General features: G+C 51.0%; 16 protein-coding genes. 14 read left to right on the top strand and 2 right to left on the bottom strand.

Annotated elements, in window-relative coordinates:
* The first annotated feature begins 72 nt into the window (after positions 1-72).
* From ACQKPA_RS13910 to ACQKPA_RS13895, 4 genes are all read left to right on the top strand, one after another.
* Entirely contained in the window at positions 73-735 is a 663-nt protein-coding gene (locus ACQKPA_RS13910) for a PepSY domain-containing protein (RefSeq protein WP_427493081.1), read from the top strand.
* Between the two features lie 121 nt (positions 736-856).
* Positions 857-1,534 (top strand): PepSY domain-containing protein, encoded by a 678-nt coding sequence (locus ACQKPA_RS13905; protein ID WP_427493079.1) that lies wholly within the window; start codon positions 857-859, stop codon positions 1,532-1,534.
* Between the two features lie 276 nt (positions 1,535-1,810).
* Positions 1,811-2,128, top strand: coding sequence for a phasin family protein (locus ACQKPA_RS13900; RefSeq protein WP_071218823.1), 318 nt, complete (start codon positions 1,811-1,813; stop codon positions 2,126-2,128).
* Complete coding sequence (locus ACQKPA_RS13895; protein WP_427493077.1) at positions 2,129-3,799, top strand: ABC1 kinase family protein; 1,671 nt, start codon at positions 2,129-2,131, stop codon at positions 3,797-3,799.
* Here the strand turns inward: ACQKPA_RS13895 and ACQKPA_RS13890 are convergent.
* The gene (locus ACQKPA_RS13890) at positions 3,796-4,362 is read right to left on the bottom strand and encodes a hypothetical protein (RefSeq protein WP_427493075.1); all 567 of its coding nucleotides are present in this window, start codon (positions 4,360-4,362) and stop codon (positions 3,796-3,798) included. The two genes, ACQKPA_RS13895 and ACQKPA_RS13890, sit on opposite strands and share 4 nt — an antisense overlap.
* A 194-nt stretch (positions 4,363-4,556) precedes the next feature.
* Between ACQKPA_RS13890 and ACQKPA_RS13885 the strand changes: the two genes are divergently transcribed.
* The 3 genes from ACQKPA_RS13885 to ACQKPA_RS13875 all read left to right on the top strand — a co-directional run bounded on the left by ACQKPA_RS13885 (position 4,557) and on the right by ACQKPA_RS13875 (position 8,807).
* Positions 4,557-6,251: a DEAD/DEAH box helicase gene (locus ACQKPA_RS13885; protein ID WP_427493073.1), complete on the top strand. Its 1,695-nt coding sequence runs from the start codon at positions 4,557-4,559 to the stop codon at positions 6,249-6,251.
* A gap of 95 nt (positions 6,252-6,346) precedes the next feature.
* Positions 6,347-6,697: a DUF3243 domain-containing protein gene (locus tag ACQKPA_RS13880; RefSeq protein ID WP_427493071.1), complete on the top strand. Its 351-nt coding sequence runs from the start codon at positions 6,347-6,349 to the stop codon at positions 6,695-6,697.
* Positions 6,698-7,553: 856 nt separating this feature from the next.
* The gene (locus ACQKPA_RS13875; protein ID WP_427493069.1) at positions 7,554-8,807 is read left to right on the top strand and encodes a hypothetical protein; all 1,254 of its coding nucleotides are present in this window, start codon (positions 7,554-7,556) and stop codon (positions 8,805-8,807) included.
* Positions 8,808-8,831: 24 nt separating this feature from the next.
* On the opposite strand, the gene ACQKPA_RS13870 is transcribed toward ACQKPA_RS13875, so the two are convergent.
* Complete coding sequence (locus ACQKPA_RS13870) at positions 8,832-9,368, bottom strand: hypothetical protein (RefSeq protein ID WP_427493067.1); 537 nt, start codon at positions 9,366-9,368, stop codon at positions 8,832-8,834.
* 288 nt (positions 9,369-9,656) lie between these two features.
* Between ACQKPA_RS13870 and ACQKPA_RS13865 the strand changes: the two genes are divergently transcribed.
* The 7 genes from ACQKPA_RS13865 (at position 9,657) to ACQKPA_RS13835 (ending at position 18,678) form a co-directional block, all read left to right on the top strand.
* Positions 9,657-10,136, top strand: a complete 480-nt coding sequence (locus tag ACQKPA_RS13865) for a glutathione peroxidase (RefSeq protein ID WP_427493065.1) — start codon at positions 9,657-9,659, stop codon at positions 10,134-10,136.
* Positions 10,137-10,622: 486 nt separating this feature from the next.
* Positions 10,623-11,984, top strand: coding sequence for an FAD-dependent oxidoreductase (locus ACQKPA_RS13860; protein ID WP_427493063.1), 1,362 nt, complete (start codon positions 10,623-10,625; stop codon positions 11,982-11,984).
* Between the two features lie 127 nt (positions 11,985-12,111).
* On the top strand, positions 12,112-12,708 hold the full coding sequence (locus ACQKPA_RS13855) for a DUF4352 domain-containing protein (RefSeq protein ID WP_427493061.1): 597 nt from the start codon (positions 12,112-12,114) through the stop codon (positions 12,706-12,708).
* Between the two features lie 247 nt (positions 12,709-12,955).
* The gene (locus tag ACQKPA_RS13850; RefSeq protein ID WP_427493059.1) at positions 12,956-13,549 is read left to right on the top strand and encodes a TetR/AcrR family transcriptional regulator; all 594 of its coding nucleotides are present in this window, start codon (positions 12,956-12,958) and stop codon (positions 13,547-13,549) included.
* A gap of 103 nt (positions 13,550-13,652) precedes the next feature.
* Positions 13,653-14,900 (top strand): MFS transporter, encoded by a 1,248-nt coding sequence (locus tag ACQKPA_RS13845; protein ID WP_427493057.1) that lies wholly within the window; start codon positions 13,653-13,655, stop codon positions 14,898-14,900.
* Positions 14,901-15,276: 376 nt separating this feature from the next.
* The gene (locus ACQKPA_RS13840; protein ID WP_427493055.1) at positions 15,277-16,149 is read left to right on the top strand and encodes a formate/nitrite transporter family protein; all 873 of its coding nucleotides are present in this window, start codon (positions 15,277-15,279) and stop codon (positions 16,147-16,149) included.
* A 453-nt stretch (positions 16,150-16,602) separates the two neighbouring features.
* Entirely contained in the window at positions 16,603-18,678 is a 2,076-nt protein-coding gene (locus tag ACQKPA_RS13835; protein ID WP_427493053.1) for a molybdopterin-containing oxidoreductase family protein, read from the top strand.
* The last annotated feature ends 279 nt before the right edge of the window (positions 18,679-18,957 follow it).

The raw sequence follows: 18,957 nt of genomic DNA, 5'->3' as shown, positions 1-18,957 counted from the left end.
CTTTTTCTCATCGTATTCTAACCATGCTGCGCTATACTGACGGTAAAGACAGATTGTATCCGAGGTGATTCGATGCGTAAAAAAGTCAGTCTGCTGCTGGGTATCGTAATGCTGGTAGCGGTTATGATTATTGTGAATGCGGTATGGAGTCCTTTTAGCCGTTCTACTTCCGCTATGTCAATGGATGAAGTGGTGGAGGAGGTGCTCTCCCAATATCCTGGCGGCGAAATAACGAAGACCGCGCTGGACGGCGGGGTGTATCGATTAGAGCTTCAGTCGGCTATCGGAACGTATGAGATGACGGTGGATGCCCGTCAAGGCGATATCGTGTCCATAGAGCAGCGGGATAAGACCGCTGTGAAGCCAGATCCTGAACCGGGTGGGCCAAGGGAGCCGGATCAGCCAACGGAACCGGATCCAGACACTCCTCCTTCCGAGCCAACGGATAACGGTGGCAAGGGAGCAGGGGAGGGAGCTGCGGGCAGGGAAAGCGGAAACGGAAGCGGCACTTCGGAACCGCCTGCAACGATGATTACCAAAGAATATGCGATCAAGCTTTCTTTAGAGAAAGTACCGGGAACGGTGGAGGATGTGGAATATCGCGAGAGTAAGAGCAGCCGTTACTATCTGGTGGAGATTGAGAGAGCGGACGGGCGCGAAGCGACCATTCAAGTCCATGCCATTACCGGTAAGATCATGACGGTGACTTGGGATGATGAGGACGACGATGAATAAATGAGAGGTCTTGTCCGCGTTTTCTCATCGTTTTCTAATCTTTCTCTCCGAAAGCTCTCATGTTGAGACGGTATATTGGTTTTGTAGAGATCAACAGGAGAGAATCATGAGGAGGCGTAAGATGATGAAGAAGAAAATATGGTGGGCAGGCGCACTGTCCGTAGCTATCGCGGCGAGTGGAGTATACGGTTATAACGCTGTACAGGCGGCGGGATCAGGACAGACGCCTGCAGCGGGAACTCAGGCAGCAGCGAAGCAACAGCAGCAGCTGATCGGAATGGAAAAAGCGGAACAATTGGCACTGGCTGCTGCCAGCGGCAAAGTGGAGAGCATTGATATAGACCGGAAAAAGGGCAAGCTGGTGTACGATGTGGAGATCCAGCAGAATAACCGGGACGTGGATGTATGGATTGATGCCTATACCGGCAAATCCCTTGGTGTAAGAGTGGACCGGGATGACGATGATGATCGTGATAACCTTCCAGGCAATCTGATCGGTGCCGGCAAGGCATCCGCTATCGCAGTTAAACACGCTAAGGGCGGTACGGCTGTGGAAGTGGATCTGGACCAAGATGACGGCAGATGGGTGTATGACGTCGAAGTGAAGACAGCAAACGGATCATCCGACGTAGAAGTCCATGCGATCAGCGGTAAAGTGATCAAGGCAGAGTATGAGAAATACGACGACCATGATGACGACGATGATGACCATGATGACCATGATGACCACGATAACCATGATGACCATGATGATTGGGATCATGATGATCGCGACGATCATGACGGGGATGACGACTAAGCCATTCTTCTTCTGCATGAGATAACACCATAAAGCGAACATGCGGGATCATTTACTTTCCCGCATGTTCGCTTTTTTAATTGCATTTTACATAATAAGCATGGCTGGAGTGCAATTTCTTGTATCCGATTCCGGATTGCCCTCATATTTCATGTGAAATCAGGGGAAATTGATAAGGCAGCTTCCCTATACTTATGAAAGCAAGTCCAAGGATAGATGTTTTTACCCGCGTTAAAGGTTATAATGGAACCAGACAACGACCGGGAGGGATGTACCGTGAGTGATCTTTTTAAGAAAGCCATCTCGTTAGGATTGGGCCTTACCGTGGTCAGCAAGGAAAAAGTAGAGAAAATCGTGGATGATCTGGTCAAACGCGGGGAGCTTGCTCCTGCGGAGTCCAAAGCGCTTGTGAACCGTCTCGTCGAACGCGGCGAAGAGGAGCAGTCGCAGATCAAGAACTATATTTATGAACAGGTGCAGCGTGTATTGTCCGATCTGGATGTTCCCAAAGAGAGTGATGTCGCCAGCCTGGAACAGCGCATTGCTACTCTGGAGAAGAAGGTTGTAGAACTGGAAGGATCGCGGCAGGAATAGATGGCGGTCCGAATCCGACATGCCGGACGTTACCGGGAAATCGCCATGGCGCTCATGCGTCATGGCTTTGGCTATATGGTGGAGGAGATGGGACTGTTTCATGTTCTGTCGCTGCCTGTCCGCTGGAGTTCCAGGGAACAGCCGGAGACGATTACGCTCGGGGAACGCATTCGGCGAGTGCTTGAGGATCTTGGGCCTGCCTTTGTGAAGCTCGGACAGTTGGCGAGTACAAGATCGGACCTGCTGCCGGACCATATTATCCAGGAATTGGTGAAGCTGCAGGAGCGGGTGCCTCCATTTTCTTCTACGAGCGCAAGGGAGCTGATTGAGCAAGAGTGGGGTATGCCGATCGATGAAGTGTTGAGTGAGTTTGAAGACAAACCGCTGGCTGCCGCCTCGATTGGGCAGGTCCATGCGGGGAAGCTGAAATCCGGAGAGCATGTAGCGATCAAGGTTCAGCGGCCCGGGGTAGCCCGAATGATCGGCCGTGACTTGGAGATATTGCGGGATTTAATCTCGATTGCCGAACGCCACTGGGAATGGGTAAAGCAGTACCGCGTGGACCGGATCGTTGACGAATTTGCCAGAGCGATGATGGCCGAGCTGGATTACAGCCATGAAGCCCGAAACGCAGAGAAGATAGCCTCCCAGATGCCGGAGCATGAATATATCCGCATTCCGCGGATTTATTGGGAGTACACATCATCTAAAGTTCTGATGATGGAGTATGTCGATGGCCTCACCTTAAGCCGGAGGCAGGAGATCGTGGACAAGGGACATAATCTGAAGGCGATCGCTGAACATTTGATCGATGGCATGCTGCAGCAGATTTTTATTGAGGGATTTTTTCATGCCGACCCTCATCCGGGGAATTTACTTGTCCGAGAGGACGGCAAGCTGGTCTTTCTGGATTTTGGGCTGGTGGGTCACCTCAGCGAAGATATGAAGGACCATCTGTCCGGGCTCATTATTGCCTTGATGCGGCGGAATTCGGAAGGGATGATCCGGGCGATTTCCAGAATGGGACTGATCCCGGATGATTGCGACATGGATTCGCTCCGGTCAGATATGGATCGGCTGCGGGGAGAGTATTATGATGTGCCTTTCGCTCAAGTGCGTATCGGTAAGGCATTGACGGATCTGTTTGCCGTTGCTCAGCGGCACCGGATTATGCTGCCACCGGATATGACGCTGCTTGGCAAATCATTGCTGACGCTCGAAGGGGTCATCGAGATGCTGGACCCGAGTCTGAGCATTATCGATATGGCGGAGCCTTTTGGCCGAAAGCTGTTGAAGAAGAGGTATAATACCCGCCGGATCAGCAGGAAGGTGCTGGACGGGGTAAGCGGACTTGCCGAGAGTTTGCTTGATCTGCCCGGACAGGCCAGGCAGCTGTCGGCCCTGATCAGCAAGGGGAAACTGCGGGTGGAGATCAGTGTTCCCGAACTGCAAACCCTGATGCGCAAGCTGGATCAGATCAGTAACCGGCTCTCCTTCAGCATTGTGCTTCTGGCCTTCAGCATCATCATGGTAGGTCTGATTATCGGTTCATCGCTCAGTCGAGAGCCGATGATGCTGTGGAGTTTCCCCGTGATTGAAGTCGGATTCATTGTAGCCTTGCTCATGGTTGCATGGCTGCTATATGCCATTTTCAAATCCGGCAGGTTCTAGGTAGATTCGGCTCTTGCCCGTTTGCGCTGCTGTACCCAAGTCTGGACCCCGATGAGGATCCATTCTATGAGGTGAAAGAATAGGGCAATGAGAAGCGCTTGCAGCCAGCCGCCGACAGGAATGCCGGGCACAATCAGAGACGCTATGTACAGCAGAACCGTGTCGGTCACAACGGTAACCGCCTGTTTGATATAGATGGAGGTATCCTTGCGAAGCAGCAGCCTTAGCAGGGTGATAACCAAAGGATGAAGGATTCCTTCGAAGACCAGGAACCCAATCAGGATGGTGAGCGAGAAGCCGAGCCATACGCCTTGACCGTCGTAAGCCAGGATTTCACCTGATCCGGATGGATCCGATATGGGGAACCACCGGGCGTATAACATCGCAAAGAGTTCTAACGGTATAATAATAAAGGCCGACAACAGCGGGACAAGCCACAGCTTCTTCCGTAAGGGTACGATAGGCTCCCCGTCGCGTCTTGAAATATAATTCATCATCAGATTGATAAGGCCGAACAGAATCATCAGGATGAGTGCTGACAGTATGATCTGCATGGTATGCATATCGGGGACACCTCCTTTATCTGGTGTAAACTGGATATCTATATCATTGACATTACCAAAGTCAGGATCTTTTGTCAGTTGAAAAGAATTACAACGACAACGTTCGTTCTTCTTAGAACGAATTCGATCGACATTTTGTCGGACTTATATGTAAGTATGTTTGTTTGCTAAATCCAATCGATTTGACGCAACAGATGCTAAATAATTTAAATGAGGTGGAACGTTTGCCGAACTTTCAACAGCTGGGCATTGACGAACAAAGAGTACGGAAACTGAAAGAGCAGGGAATTGCGGTGCCGACTCCGGTACAGCAAGAGAGTATCCCGCTGCTGCTGCAAGGGAAGGACGTTATCGCCCGGGCAAAGACCGGCACAGGTAAAACGCTGGCTTTCATGCTGCCGATTCTGCAGCATATCGATCCGAAGCGGGCGTACCCGCAGGCGCTCATTATTGCGCCGACACGGGAATTGGCATTGCAGATTACGGAAGAAGCCAAGAAGCTGACGGCCGGCGAGCCGGACGGGATCAAAATTCTGGCGGTCTATGGCGGTCAGGACGTGGAGAAACAGCTGCGCAAGCTCGAAGGCGGCCGACATTTGATCATCGGAACACCGGGCCGGTTGCTGGACCATTTACGCCGGGGCACGCTTGAGCTGGGCGGCGTCAAACAGCTGGTATTGGACGAAGCCGACCAGATGCTGCACATGGGTTTTCTGGATGAGGTGGAAGCACTGATGCATGCACTTCCGTATCGGCGCCAGACGATGCTCTTCTCGGCGACGATGCCTGCCGGCGTGAAGCAGCTTGCCGGCAACTATATGAAAGACCCCGTCGATATCGTCATTAAGGGGGCTTCCCCGATTCCGCTGGAGCAGATCCAGCAGGTTGTGGTCGAGTGTACGGACCGTTCCAAGCAGGATGCCCTGCGTGCGATGATCGAGGAGCATAACCCATTTCTCGCGATTATCTTCTGCCGGACAAAGCGCAGAGCAACAACATTGAATGAAGCGCTGCTTGCCCATGGGTATCAATCGGACGAGCTGCACGGTGACCTGTCCCAGGCGAAGCGGGAAGCGGTAATGAAGCGGTTCCGGGAAGCCAAGCTGCAGCTGCTGGTGGCAACGGACGTTGCCGCGAGAGGGCTTGACGTAGAGGGCGTGACGCATGTCTTTAACTACGATATGCCTCATGATGTTGAAAGTTACATCCATCGTATCGGACGGACCGGACGGGCCGGTGGAAACGGAATGGCTATCACGTTTGCTGCCGGTAAGGATCTTAATGATCTACAGCGCATCGAGGAAGGAATTTCCCTGCGCTTGAAGCGAGTCCGCTATGATTCCAGTGCTGGAGGCCTTCGGGAAAGCACGGGCGGCTCAGGCAGAGATACAGGCAGACCGGGAAAAGCAAGAAACATCTCTTCGCTTGAAGCCGATCAGGAACGCGGCCAAGGCAGAAGCCGGGCGGATCGCGGTACGGGTTCCGGGCGGAGCCGCGGCAGCGAGCAGAGCAGAGGAAGGGCCGGATCGTCACGCAGAGATGAACGTGGGACCGGACGGGCAGGAAACCGGGACGGCCGTGCAGGCGAGAGTCGCGGACAATCTGCGGCTGGAGGCCGCAGCAGTGGTAGCCGTGACGGCGGGCGTGCAGGCGAGGAACGCGGACCATTGTCGGCTGCAGGTCGCAGCAGTGGCAGTCGTGACGGGGGACGTGCAGGCGAAGGCCGTGGATCACAGGCCGGAACACGCGGCGGCGGCAGCCGTGGACCGTCCAGAACCGAGGGTCGTGGAAATCAAGGCGGTCGCGGCGGACAGGGCGGTACCCGATCCTCTGAAGGACGCGCAGCAAGAGACCAGAGTGGTGGCCGGCGCGGTGGGCGCAGCCGCTAGGGGTTCCAGAAAAATTTCAGGAAGCATCTGTTTCAATCCGGAAGATCCCGTTTAAGTAGAGAGCGTTACCCAGTCAATGACAAGGAGGCGTTACCATGTCTGAACATAATCATGTAGTGAACAAGCAAGGTGAGCTGGATGTGAGTAAGGTCAGTGACGCAATGGACCGGATTGATGATGGGGAGAAGGAGAGAATCCTGGCCGATTTTGATGCCTTCCAATCCTATTTGAACAAGCGAATTCAGCTTGCCGAGAGCATTGGGTTGAAAGAAGAGCAGCTGGCGCAGGCAGCAGAAAAGGTGGCTGGTTATCTGGCTGCAAACGAGGAGCCCCGTAATTCCGAAGAGAAGCTTCTTCAGGAGTTATGGAAGGTCGGAACCCAAGCGGAGCAGCATCAGCTGGCTCATCTGCTTGTGAAGCTGGCTCAGAAACGAACGGCTCAATAAGGCAAAGCGTGAGATGGAAATCCTTCCCGGCTGACTTGCCGTGGAAGGATTTTTGGGTTCAAGAGTAGTAATTAACATACTTGTAAGGATGTAGGGAAGTAGGAATGTAGGGGTGGATATTAATTTCAATACATAATATGCATGCAAGCTAGACGTGCTGATTCGCCTCCGCCTTCGGTATCATATCGAGGTGCGGTGCAATGATGTGGTATCTAGGTGCGCAAGCGATATGGTATCTGGGGCAATGTTATGGTATCTAGGTGCAATGAAATGGTATCTGAGTCCAATGAAATGCTATCTGAGTCCAACGATATGGTATCTGATCCAACGATATGGTATCTAAGTTCAACGATATGGTATATGAGTGTAATGAAATGGTATCTAGGTGCAATCCAAATGGTACCTAGGTGTAACGTAATCGCTATGACGATGACCAGAACCCCACTGAACGCCGAGGCTAACGGACATCAGATACGTTATTTCCCTGTAATGAGGTCCATTTATCGTTATAGCGGACACCAGAGCCGTTATTTGGCCTGAAAACAGCCGAAATATCGTCTTTCCAGATGAATAACGGATCTCCTGTCCGTTCGATTCGCTTAAAACCCCATTTTTTGCGAAATAAGGTCTCCTGAGTCCGTTAGGTTAGACTTCGAGTGAACGCGGGACGCCGCTCCATCGCCCGGCAAGACTTGCAATTACAGCTCTTTTGTCGCACTGCCGGACGCACGCTCTATCGTTGGCCTAACATACTATTTGGTACATCCTGCGAACTGCTCCAATCTTGATCCCCAATGTCCTCGTTACATGTGAGCCATAGAAACAAATGAAAGAATAGTAGGAGGGAGTTGCCTGAATGTCTCTGGTGATTCATGAGCAGAGAAAGCCCAAGATGCAGCCTTTTTATTGGGTGATTACATTTGAAATGCACGTGCTGGGAATACTGCTTGGCCTAGCGCTGACACTGGGTCCCTTGATGCTGCTGTACCTCTGGGCCAATGTCTGGACCTGGATGAGTCTGGTTGCCATACCCGCCGGTATCTTCATGATGATTCGTCTGTCCAGAAGCCTGAAAGGGCATATCTGGAACAATACGCATCTGGACGAGTATTTGTTATACGAAGATTTTATTGAATATGAGAGATGGGACCCGGAAACGAAAGACTCCCTGAAGGGGAGCCTTAGAATCGGTGACATCAAGGAAATATACTATGGTCGATACATCTTTCAATTCAGTTATGCTTATAAGAAGAGCAAAATGACCGAATCCGTGCCTATGGCGGAGTTAATGCCGATTATGTATCTGGTCGCGGGAGAAGGGCAGACGGAACGGGCGGTGGCCATTCCTTTCACGGATCCGATGGAGGCCAACCGGTGGCTGGAGGTTATTGGCAGAAGGGACATTCCTTTATATCTGACTTCTATCATCATTCATGATCTTGGGGATGAATCGGTTGCGTCTTTGCTTCGCGAGGACGAGGATTTAGAGCGTGCTGAATTTGATGGCAATATGGAGCGGCAATTCCGGCCTTACCTGGACCGTCTGGTACAGGAAAATGAGGAGGAAGACCGGGAATTGACGGAAGAGGAGCTTAATCAGCTGGAATACGAGATGAAACTCCTCGAGTACGAAGAGGCGCTGCAAAAGCGAAGATCGGCTTTCCGTGGAACCGGTTTGCTGGCTTGGCTGATTTTTCCGGTTCAGTTCGCTATCGGTTATTGGCTGACGCGCCAGGCAGAGCTGGGTAACGCAGACCCGGAACAGCCGTTAGTTCCCATTTTACTTGTTGCAATCTCCGCGATCCTGTTCTTCTTCCTGGTGAAATGGATGCGCTGGCTCCAGATCATCATGTTCTCGTTGATTACCTTTATATCGTTTATGTTTTTGGATTTTTCCGAGATCGAAACGGATCCCTCGTACCAAATGTCCAGCATACTCCTTGCTATAGCGATGCTGTCACTGCCTGTGGTCGGTCTCTTCTATCTGGGTATCCGGCATGTGCGCAAAGGTCGGGATGCAAAGAATCTGCCGCCGATGCCGGGGGCGTATCAGCCTCTTCCTGAAAACGATAAGCCGGGGATCCAGCCCGGAGACCATCTGTCAACTTAATACGAAAACGAGAAAACGCACCCTTCACATTTGGGGGTGCGTTTCGTATCGGTATCTGTAGGTTTCCATAGGCTGGCTGGTAAAGGCGGTGTCGAGCTTCTTCTTCTCGCCGGGGGCGAGGGTCACGTTCTTGTACATCTCGGTGAAGACTTCATCATCGTTCTTATCGTACACGAAAAGGGTGATGTGACCATGAAAGGATTGGCTCTCATGGTAGTTCCCGGCATAGATCTCAATATCCGCATCATCCTCGTTTTTATAGGCGCCAGCATGGACCACGATGTAGTCTTCAAAGCTTTGGAGCTCGGAACCCGCCTTCTTGTCCTCAAAATTCTGATCCAAATCGGTCAGCATCGTTTCTTTTTTGTAAAGCGATTCCTGGGTGATAAGACCAATGGGGATCGTCAGTATAAAATAGAAGGCCAGCGTCGATAACCCTGTGCTGCGAAGCACGGTCTTTCGGTCATACCCCCCTTTGATTAAGCCGATGAAGGCAATCAGTGCCAGCACAATGACAATGAGATGCCATGGGGATATAAACATTTCGGGATACAGTTTCATTTCTTTTCCTCACTTACAATTGTTGAATTACGGAATATTGCAATATGTCTCCAAACCTTAAATCATTACCCTGCTTACTTGCTGATTAAACAGCTGTTATTAGCCTATGTAAATTTTGTTTGAAGAGGTTATACATTCATCATAATGGATTTCCGGGCTGTGGGGTAGAGGCGTTGGGCTAAAATTTGGTTTAAGACGATTTATTCGATATGATGGAAGGAGATTGGCTAGGCTGTAGAGCTTGGAAGCATGCCATCCATTCAAAACAAAGCCGGGAGGGATTCGAAGATGTCAGTTTACGAATATCATGCAACAAATACCAAGGGTCAGGAAGTCTCGCTCGATCAGTATGCGGGCAAGGTTCTGGTTATTGCAAATACGGCAAGCCAGTGCGGACTTACGCCGCAATATGGAGAGCTTCAGCAGCTGTATGACCAATATAGCCAGCAAGGACTGCAGGTTCTTGGTTTCCCGTGCAATCAGTTTGGCGGACAGGAGCCGGGTACAAGTGAAGAGGCCGAATCATTCTGTCAATTGAATTATGGCGTGAATTTCCCAATCTTTGCGAAGATTGACGTGAACGGGGAAGAAACGCATCCGTTATTTCAATATTTAAAATCCGAGCAGCCAGGACCGAACGAAGGCGGAGAGATCGCTTGGAATTTCACAAAGTTTCTGGTAGACCGCGAGGGCAAGGTGGTTCAGCGATTCGAACCGCGAGATACGCCGGAATCGATGAAGGGCGCCATTGAATCTCTGCTTGGCTAGTGGCAGAAAGTAACGATTACATCAACAGGGCTGTTTTCTTCGGGGATATTCCTCTGGGGAGAACAGTCTTTTTTTTATTTTCATGGCACATTCCGGTAGACCAGTCTAAGCAAGATCCTCCAAGGCAGAACGTATAGGATAGGGTGAATGCTTGAATTTCATGAGGCTGGACTCTTATAGCTTACCCTGATACGGAACCTGTATTCTTGATCTAATCTTAGTATTAGCGATGAGAACATCATAAACTTTAGGTCAATATCTTTTATCATTCCAACTATGTGAAATTATGAACAATGTGTGAATAATGCAATTACCTATTGAACTGTGAAATTAATCACATTATAATAAAGGCATGAAGTGAAAACATTCACAAATAATATTACCAGTCACCACATTCATGCTCAACAAGCGTTACCAAGCATGAATCCAGGCAAAAGAGCTCATCTTAATCAAATATACAGCTTCATACTTGGAGGAGGAAAAACCATGAAAGTAGCAGTTATCGGTTGTACCCATGCAGGAACGTCCGCCATCGTGAATACCGCCAAACTTTACCCGGAAGCACAGATCACCGTTTATGAACGCAATGATAACATCTCATTCCTGTCTTGCGGCATCGCGCTTTACGTTGGAGGCGTTGTGAAAGACCCTGACGGTCTGTTCTACTCTTCGCCTCAGAAGCTCGACGAGCTGGGTGTTGAAACCAAGATGAAGCATGAGATCATTTCGGTGGATACGGATAAGAAAAGCTTGAAAGTTCGGAACCTGGTCACACAGGAAATTTTTGATGATGCCTATGATAAACTGATTATCACAACCGGATCATGGCCAATCGTACCGAAGCTTGAAGGCATCGATCTGAATAATATTCTGCTCTGCAAAAACTACAATCATTCCAATGCGATCATTGAAAAAGCGCAGGAAGCGAAACACATTACGGTTGTCGGCGCCGGTTATATCGGCGTGGAACTGGTTGAAGCCTTCCAGCAGAACGGGAAGCAGGTTACGCTGATTGATAGTGCCGACCGCATTCTAAACAAATATCTGGATCCTGAATTTAGCGGCAAGATCGAGGAATCCTTCCGTGAAAAAGGGATTGAGATGGCCCTGGGTCAAACCGTGACTTCTTTCCAAGGCGAGGATGGTAAGGTGAACAAGGTCATCACCGACAAAGGTGAGATCGACACGGATCTCGTGATCCTCTGCATCGGCTTCCGTCCGAATACGGAGCTGGTGAAGGGGCAGGTGGAGATGCTGAAAAATGGCGCCATCGTCGTCGATCAATATATGCAAAGCAGCAAGCAGGATGTATATGCAGCAGGCGATTGCTGCTCTGTGCATTATAACCCGACCGGTAAAATGATGTACATTCCACTGGCTACTAACGCAGTCCGGATGGGCACGCTCGTTGCACGCAACCTTGTGCAGCCGACAACCCCATATATGGGAACGCAAGGTACGTCGGGATTGAAAATATACGAACACAACATAGCCTCGACGGGATTAACCGAAGGAGCCGCCAAGGACGAAGGCTTGAAGGTGGAGGCGGTTACTATTACGGATCATTACCGTCCGGAATTCATGCCTACCTTCGAAGAGGTTACGCTGAAGGTGGTATATGAGCAAGACAGCCGCCGGATGCTTGGTGCACAGGTCATTTCCAAAGTGGATATGACGCAATCCATTAACACGCTGTCGGTTTGCATACAGAATCGGATGACGATTGATCAATTGGCATTCATCGACTTCTTCTTCCAGCCGCATTACAACAAACCGTGGAATTTCCTTAACACGGCTGGACTGCAGGCATTGCCGGCGGTCGAAACGAAAACACCGGTACATTCGTAATCCTTTTACCAAGAAGACTCCCTGATTAGGGGGTCTTTTTCTTGTTTTTGAAGGATTATGGATTTTGACAGCGAATTGGAAAATATCCGGACATGTAGATATCGACTTTCAGGAGGTAGGATAAAGTATGAATAAAAAAGTAATGCTGGCCTCGGCTGTATTGTTCTCCATGCTGCTGACGGCGGCTTGTTCCAATGATGAGGCTGCTCCGCCCGCAGAGACTCCGCCGGCTGTTGTGGACAGTGAGGGGACAGCTCAGACGGGGACGTCTGAAGAGCAGCCGCCTGCGGAACCAACCCAAGATGAGGACCAACCGGCCGACAACGCAGAGGTGAAGCCGATCGGCGAACCTGCCGCGGTGGGCGATACGGTGGATTATCACGGCACGGTCATTACGCTGAACGGCGTACGCGAATCCGAAGGCGATGAATACTTGAAGCCCCAGCCCGGCCATACGTTTAAGGTGGTTGACATTACCGTGAAGAACAATGGCCAGGAGCCGCTGGTCATCTCTTCGGCGCTATCTTTTTCCCTGACGGATTCGAGCGATCTTAACTATACGGTTCCCATTACGGATGACGTGAAAATGCTGGACGGTACCATTGCCCCAGGCGGCGAGCTGACAGGTGAAATACCGTACGAAGTGAAGCAGGGAGTTAAGGGACTGCAGCTGAGTTATGGCGATCCGATGAAAGAAGGAAGAGCCATTTGGGCAGTGGAATAAAAAAATAATATTGGTTTCGGATGTACGAATGATGAAAGGATTTTGCTTAGGCAAGGTCCTTTTTTCGATGTGATTGTGAAGACGCTGCTTTACATGCGGGAATGTTTTCAGTATGATTAAACCGTACAGTCGGTTTTTTAGCTGTGAGCGGTGTTCATCATCTTCACAGATTTATGTTTATTAAGAGAATCAGGTTTTGGTACGTGAATTCCGGACTATTATTTCCAAGCAAGGAGTGCTTACGTCGATGTCTTCAGAAAAAGCGCAGCGAAAGCGGGACATGATTCTGGATAAAGCAAAGGAACTGTTCATCCAGCGCGGGTATGCAGCAACATCCATGGATGAACTGGTCAAGTATACGGGTGCCAGTAAGGGAAGCATCTACTATCACTTTGAGAGCAAGGAAGATTTGTTCGTCAAGCTGCTGGCGAAGCAGAATCAGGAATGGATGGAAGCCTGGAATGATAAAAAAGCCCGTTACGCCAGCTTCGAGGAGAAGCTGTATGGCATTGCCGATCATATGGTCGATGACTTCCAGAATCCGCTCACTAAGATCGCGGAGGAATTCTATATCAATCAGCCGGAGAATAAAACGATTGTGGGTGAGATCCTGACGATCTTTCAAGGTCCGCGTACGCTCTACCGCGAGATTCTAGCGGAGGGAGCGTACGAGGGACGGATAGCGGCAGAGGATATCGACGAAATAGCCGTTATCTTCGGATCGCTACTGGACGGGTTGTCGGTTTCGTACTACGAACGGTCTCAGGAGGAATCAAGGCAGCTATACCACAAGGGAGTTGCGTTATTTTTAAACGGTGTCTTATCGAGCCAAGGATCGTAGTGTTTGAAGGATTTATCGGAAACGCTTCTGTTGATTGCAAGCGGGTGGGCGTTTCCGCATATATAATTAAACCGAATAGTCGGTTTTCTTAGGGGGATGAAACATGAGGCATTTGTTTGGCAACCGCGCGTTCGTGCTGCTGATGGTTTCGGATTTTATGCAAAATATCGGGATCTGGATCCGCAACATGGCACTGTTGTTCTTCATTATGGAAAAGAGCAACCATGACCCGATCGCCGTATCGCTGCTTACCGTAATTGAATACGCGCCGATCTTTGTGATCTCTATGGTTGGCGGCGTGCTGGCGGACCGTTGGCGCCCCAAGCGAACGATGATCTGGGGAGACATTCTAAGCTTTTTCTCCATACTGCTTATCCTGTTTGTTGTGTATGCGGGATATTGGCAGGCCGTGTTTGCGGTGACCCTGGTCTCGGCTGTCGTATCCCAATTCTCGCAGCCTTCGTCTATGAAGATCATCAAGCGCTGCTTGCCGGATGAGCATGTGCCCGCGGCCACGGCTTTGTCCCAGACCTCGATGTCGCTGTTCATCATTTTGGGACCGATGGTCGGTACGACGATTTATCAAGCTTTTGGATTGCAGGCATCATTAATCAGCTTGTTGGTTCTATTCGGCGCTTCGGCGATTGTGCTAATGTTTCTTCCTTCCAGTGTGGATGAACCCTCTAACAATTCGGAATCGACCGGTTCCTTTATGAAGGACATGAAGGCCGGCTTCACTTATATCGGTTCCAGTCGGCTGTTGAAGGTGCTGCTGGTGGTCTACGTTTTATTGGCGCTCGGCAGTGGACTTGTTCAGCCGCTTGATATCTTTGTCATCACGGAGCGTTTACAGCTGTCAATGTCCAGCGTTCAGTGGTTTACTGCGCTAGAGGGCCTAGGCATGTTAATTGGCGGCGTGCTGGCTGCTGTCATTGCGGGGAGAGTGAAAGGCAACTACTTGTTGTTCGCCGGGCTTGCCTTCCTTGGCCTCTCGACCTTTGTCGAGGTGCTGTCCCAGTGGCCGATCCTGACCGGCACGATGCGCTTCGCAACCGGGGTGCTGATGGCAATGGCGCAGACGGTTCTGATGGCCGTGATGATGCAGCAGGTGGAAGAGAAATTCATCGGTCGGCTGAATGGCGTGATGACGCCGATGTTTACCGGTATGCTGCTCATCGGCTCCGGGTTTACGGGATGGTATATGTCGGTAACCTCCATTGTGGTTGTGTATTTTACGGCAGGCGCGCTCTTCCTGCTGTCGTCCTTGATTAGCATGAAGCTTCCGATCTCGAACGTTCCGGCTCAGGAAAAGGAAACGCCTGTTAGGGTAGAGACTGTCGCCGAGGCATAGGGATAGTGGTTAGAACATGTTGCTGATAAATTGGCATATGCTGCTGGTTTAGAACGTGTTGCTTGTAAACTGGCATAAGTTTGCTGGTTTAGAACAAGAGGGCTGGTAAAAGCACCAACCAAGCGGTGTCGGGATTATCTCCGGGCACCGCATTTTTTTATATGTACCGCTGGCTCGGATCGAACGAATGCTCGATCTAAAACGTGATCAACCAGCCAGGATACAAGGAGGTCCGAACCTGACGCACATGGTCGTGATATAATTCACGTTCTTGCTTAGTAGGCTGCGGTACAATATGGGTAACTGTAACAGAAACATCAGAAGCTGCATTCGAGAGATTCTCAGGACGGAATGCGGGAGAAATGGGGGAGCGGCCATGGCCTATTACAAACCTGATCGCATTGCGGAGATCACCGTGGAGAACGGGGTAAAAAAAGCACATAACTCCGCCATGAACGTTATGATATTAGGATTTTTGGCGGGTGCTTTTATCGCGCTCGGCTTTTTGCTGGATATTCGCGTGATTTCCGGGGCGTCTGAGGCTTGGGGAGGCATCGCCGGTTTTATAGGCGCGGCGATATTTCCTGTCGGACTGATTCTTGTATTGCTCGCAGGCGGAGAGCTGTTGACGGGCAACATGATGGCCGTGTCCCTGGCCAGGTTCAAGAAGCGGATATCCACGATGGAGATGATGCGGAATTTGGCTCTCGTCACGGTAAGCAATATGGCGGGGGCGTTGTTCGTCGCTTACTTCTTCGGTCATGTGACCGGTCTGACAGGCAGCGGCGTTTATCTGGAGAAGCTGGTGGACATGGCGGGACACAAGCTGGATGACAGCTTCCTGCAGGCTTTCTTGTCGGGTATCGGCTGCAACTGGCTCGTAGCTCTCGCCGTGTGGCTGTCCTACGGATCGGACCAGATGAGCGGCAAAATTCTCGGGATCTGGTTTCCGACGATGGCGTTTGTAGCCATCGGCTTTCAGCACGTGGTGGCCAACATGTTCCTCATTCCCGCAGCGATATTTGAAGGGTATTACAGCTGGGGTGAGTATCTGATAAACTTTATTCCGGTATGGCTTGGCAATTTCGTCGGAGGCGCGCTGTTTGTGGGAGCTGCCTACGGGACCGTATATTTGAAGAAGAATGATAAGGTTGAGGACATTCCTCGCGGTGAACAAGATGCGGCGCTGTCGTCTTCGCCAGCTACCGGCACTGCTCAACAGGTTCATTCTGCGCAAAATGTTTCTTGATATCCAGAAGCCTGGTAAGCAAAGGCGGAGAAAAAAAGCTGCGATCGACCGCTCCCTTAAGAATAGGGATCGGATGATCGCAGCTTTTTTAACGTTGTTGGCGGAGCGGATTCCTTGTATAAGTCGCAGGGAACAAGCCCGCTATTTTTTAAAATGGTAAGGCACCGTCGTAATAATCATATCTCTACGATACAGTAATGCTGTACAAACAAATTCGCCATGCCGGTCTCGGGGGAGGAGACATGGGCATGGCGAATTTTTTGGGAGTGGTCCATGATTCGGCAAGGAAGAGAAAGGGTCTGGGCTCCTCTTCGTTGCTCTTGATAGGAATATACCCGGAAGGAAGTAGAGTGAATCACTGATGCAGAAAAAAATGTAAGACTTTACTGGAGATCTGATTTTCTTTTAAGATAAAGGGATATGATTCAGCGTGTACAAGGGGGAATGAACGAAATGACTGAAGCGATGATACATCAGGAAAACGGCGTGTTTCCGGCGGTCTGTCCGTTGGATTGTCCCGATACTTGCGGCCTGCTGCTGCATAAAGAGAACGGAAAAATCGTGAAGGTTACCGGTAATCGGGATCATCCGATTACGCAGGGAGCCATCTGTAATAAAGTCCGCAATATGGCACATCGGGTGTATCATCCGGAGCGCGTGCTTTATCCGCTGCGGAGGATAGGGCCCAAGGGCGAGGGGGCTTTCGAGCGAATCAGCTGGGATGAAGCGATTCAGGAGATTACCGAACGCTACAAGAAGCTGATCGAGGAGCATGGCTCTGAGAGCATTCTGCCTTACAGCTTCTACGGCAACATGGGGATATTGAGCGTGGACGGCATGGATCGGAGATTCTTCAACAGGCTGGGCGCCAGCCGCCTGAAGCAGTCGATCTGTAATTCCGCAGGCAATGAGGGCTGGAAATCCGTTATGGGGTTTAATGGAGGCACCGTCCCGGAGGATACCGTCCATGCCGATGTCATCATCGTCTGGGGCGGCAACATCGTCAGCACCAATATGCATCAGGTGGTGTTGGCAGAGAAAGCGCGCAAGGCCGGTGCCAAGGTCATTGTAATCGACGTGCATAAGAACCAGACGGGGCAATGGGCGGATTGGTTCATTCCGCTGTTTCCGGGCACGGATGCGGCACTGGCCGTCGGTCTCATGCACATCATGTTCCGTGACGGGATGGTGAACGAGGAATTCCTCCGGCAGTATACAATCGGTCATGAAGCCTTGCGTGAGCATGTGAAAGACTATACACCGGAGCATGTATCCTCCATTACCGGAATTCCAGTTGAGGATATCGAGAAGCTGGCCGAGCTGTACGGCCGGGCAGATACTTCCTATATTCATATCGGTAACGGCCTTCAGCATCACGACAATGGCGGCTTGACGGTGCGCAGCATCGCGGCGCTTCCGGCCTTGACCGGACAATGGCTGAAGCGGGGCGGAGGGGCCGCCAAATCGAATGGCGGCTACAACAGCATGGACAGCGACGCGCTCGAACGTCCCGATCTCCGGCCGAATCCGGATGCCCGGACGATTAACATGAACCGGATCGGCGAGGCGCTTACCATGACCGAACAACCGATTAAGTCGGTCTTTGTCTATTGCAGCAATCCGCTGGTTGTAGCTCCCGACACCGAGCGGGTAAGGGAAGGGTTTGCACGGGAGGATCTGTTTACGGTTGTGCATGACCTGTTTTTGACGGATACGGCCAAATATGCGGATATCGTGCTCCCGGCAACCTCCTCATTCGAGAATACCGACCTGTTCGCTTCCTACTGGCATCAGTACATTCAGCTGCAGGAGCCGGTCATTCCGGCGCTTGGGGAGAGCGAGAGCAATGTAGAGCTGTTCTCCATGCTGGGGCGGGCTATGGGGTTCACTGACCCGGCCTTCCATGAGACGGAAGAGGAGATGATGGCAAGAGCGCTCGACTTCCCGGATAATCCTTATCTGAACGGCGTCACGCTGGACAAGCTAAAGGAACAGCGTTATGTGAAGCTTGACATGACGCCGCTTGAAACATATCTGGATCGTTTGCCGACGCCTTCGGGCCGGATCGAGCTATACTCCGCGCAGTTGGAGGAAGCAGGTCTTCCGCCTCTTCCGACCTACGTGCCGCTCAAGGAAGGTTATGACGGGGTAAGGCGCGGCCGCGGGCACAAATACCCGCTCATGTTCATTTCGCCGCCGAACCACAACTTCCTGAATTCGACCTTTGCGAATGTGGAGAAGCATCAGAAGCTGGAGAAGGAGCCAGCCCTGCAGATCCATTCAGAGGATGCAGAGGAACGCGGTATAGAGGACGGAGACATGGTTACGGTATACAACGACCGCGGAACCTATGAAGTTCGGGCCAAGGTAACGGATAAAATGCTGCCGGGCACTGTAGTCAGCCAAGGCCTGTGGTGGGAAGGCGAGGGCCGTAAGCAGCGCGCCAATGCCCTTACACCCGACAGGCTGTCGGATATGGGTGAAGGGGCTACCTTCTTCTCAACGGTGGTCGAGGTGAAGCGGCAGTAATGCTAATATACCTCGACGAGCTGCCCTTCTTCCGAACGTGTTTAAAGAAGGGCCTCGCCGCTTGCAGCCGGGAAATCCGAGTGAGTGTCCGAGATTCGTTAGGGAAGGGTCAATATGACGAATAGCGGCCGGCATTCGCTGTTATGGTAAAGCGTCAATGAGTGTGCTTGCTAAAAATGGATCTCTCAAGCGATACTAGGATTTGGGCGATAAGAAGTGACAAGCAATGTTCATTCTTACAGGATTATAGGGACAGCAAAAAGATGGCGCTCGCCTCTT

The organism is Paenibacillus sp. NPDC093718, from assembly GCF_050279985.1.
Classification (GTDB): Bacteria; Bacillota; Bacilli; order Paenibacillales; family Paenibacillaceae; genus Paenibacillus_AQ.
Note: the sequence above shows the minus strand (reverse complement) of the source record. Positions and strands in the feature narration are given on the sequence as shown.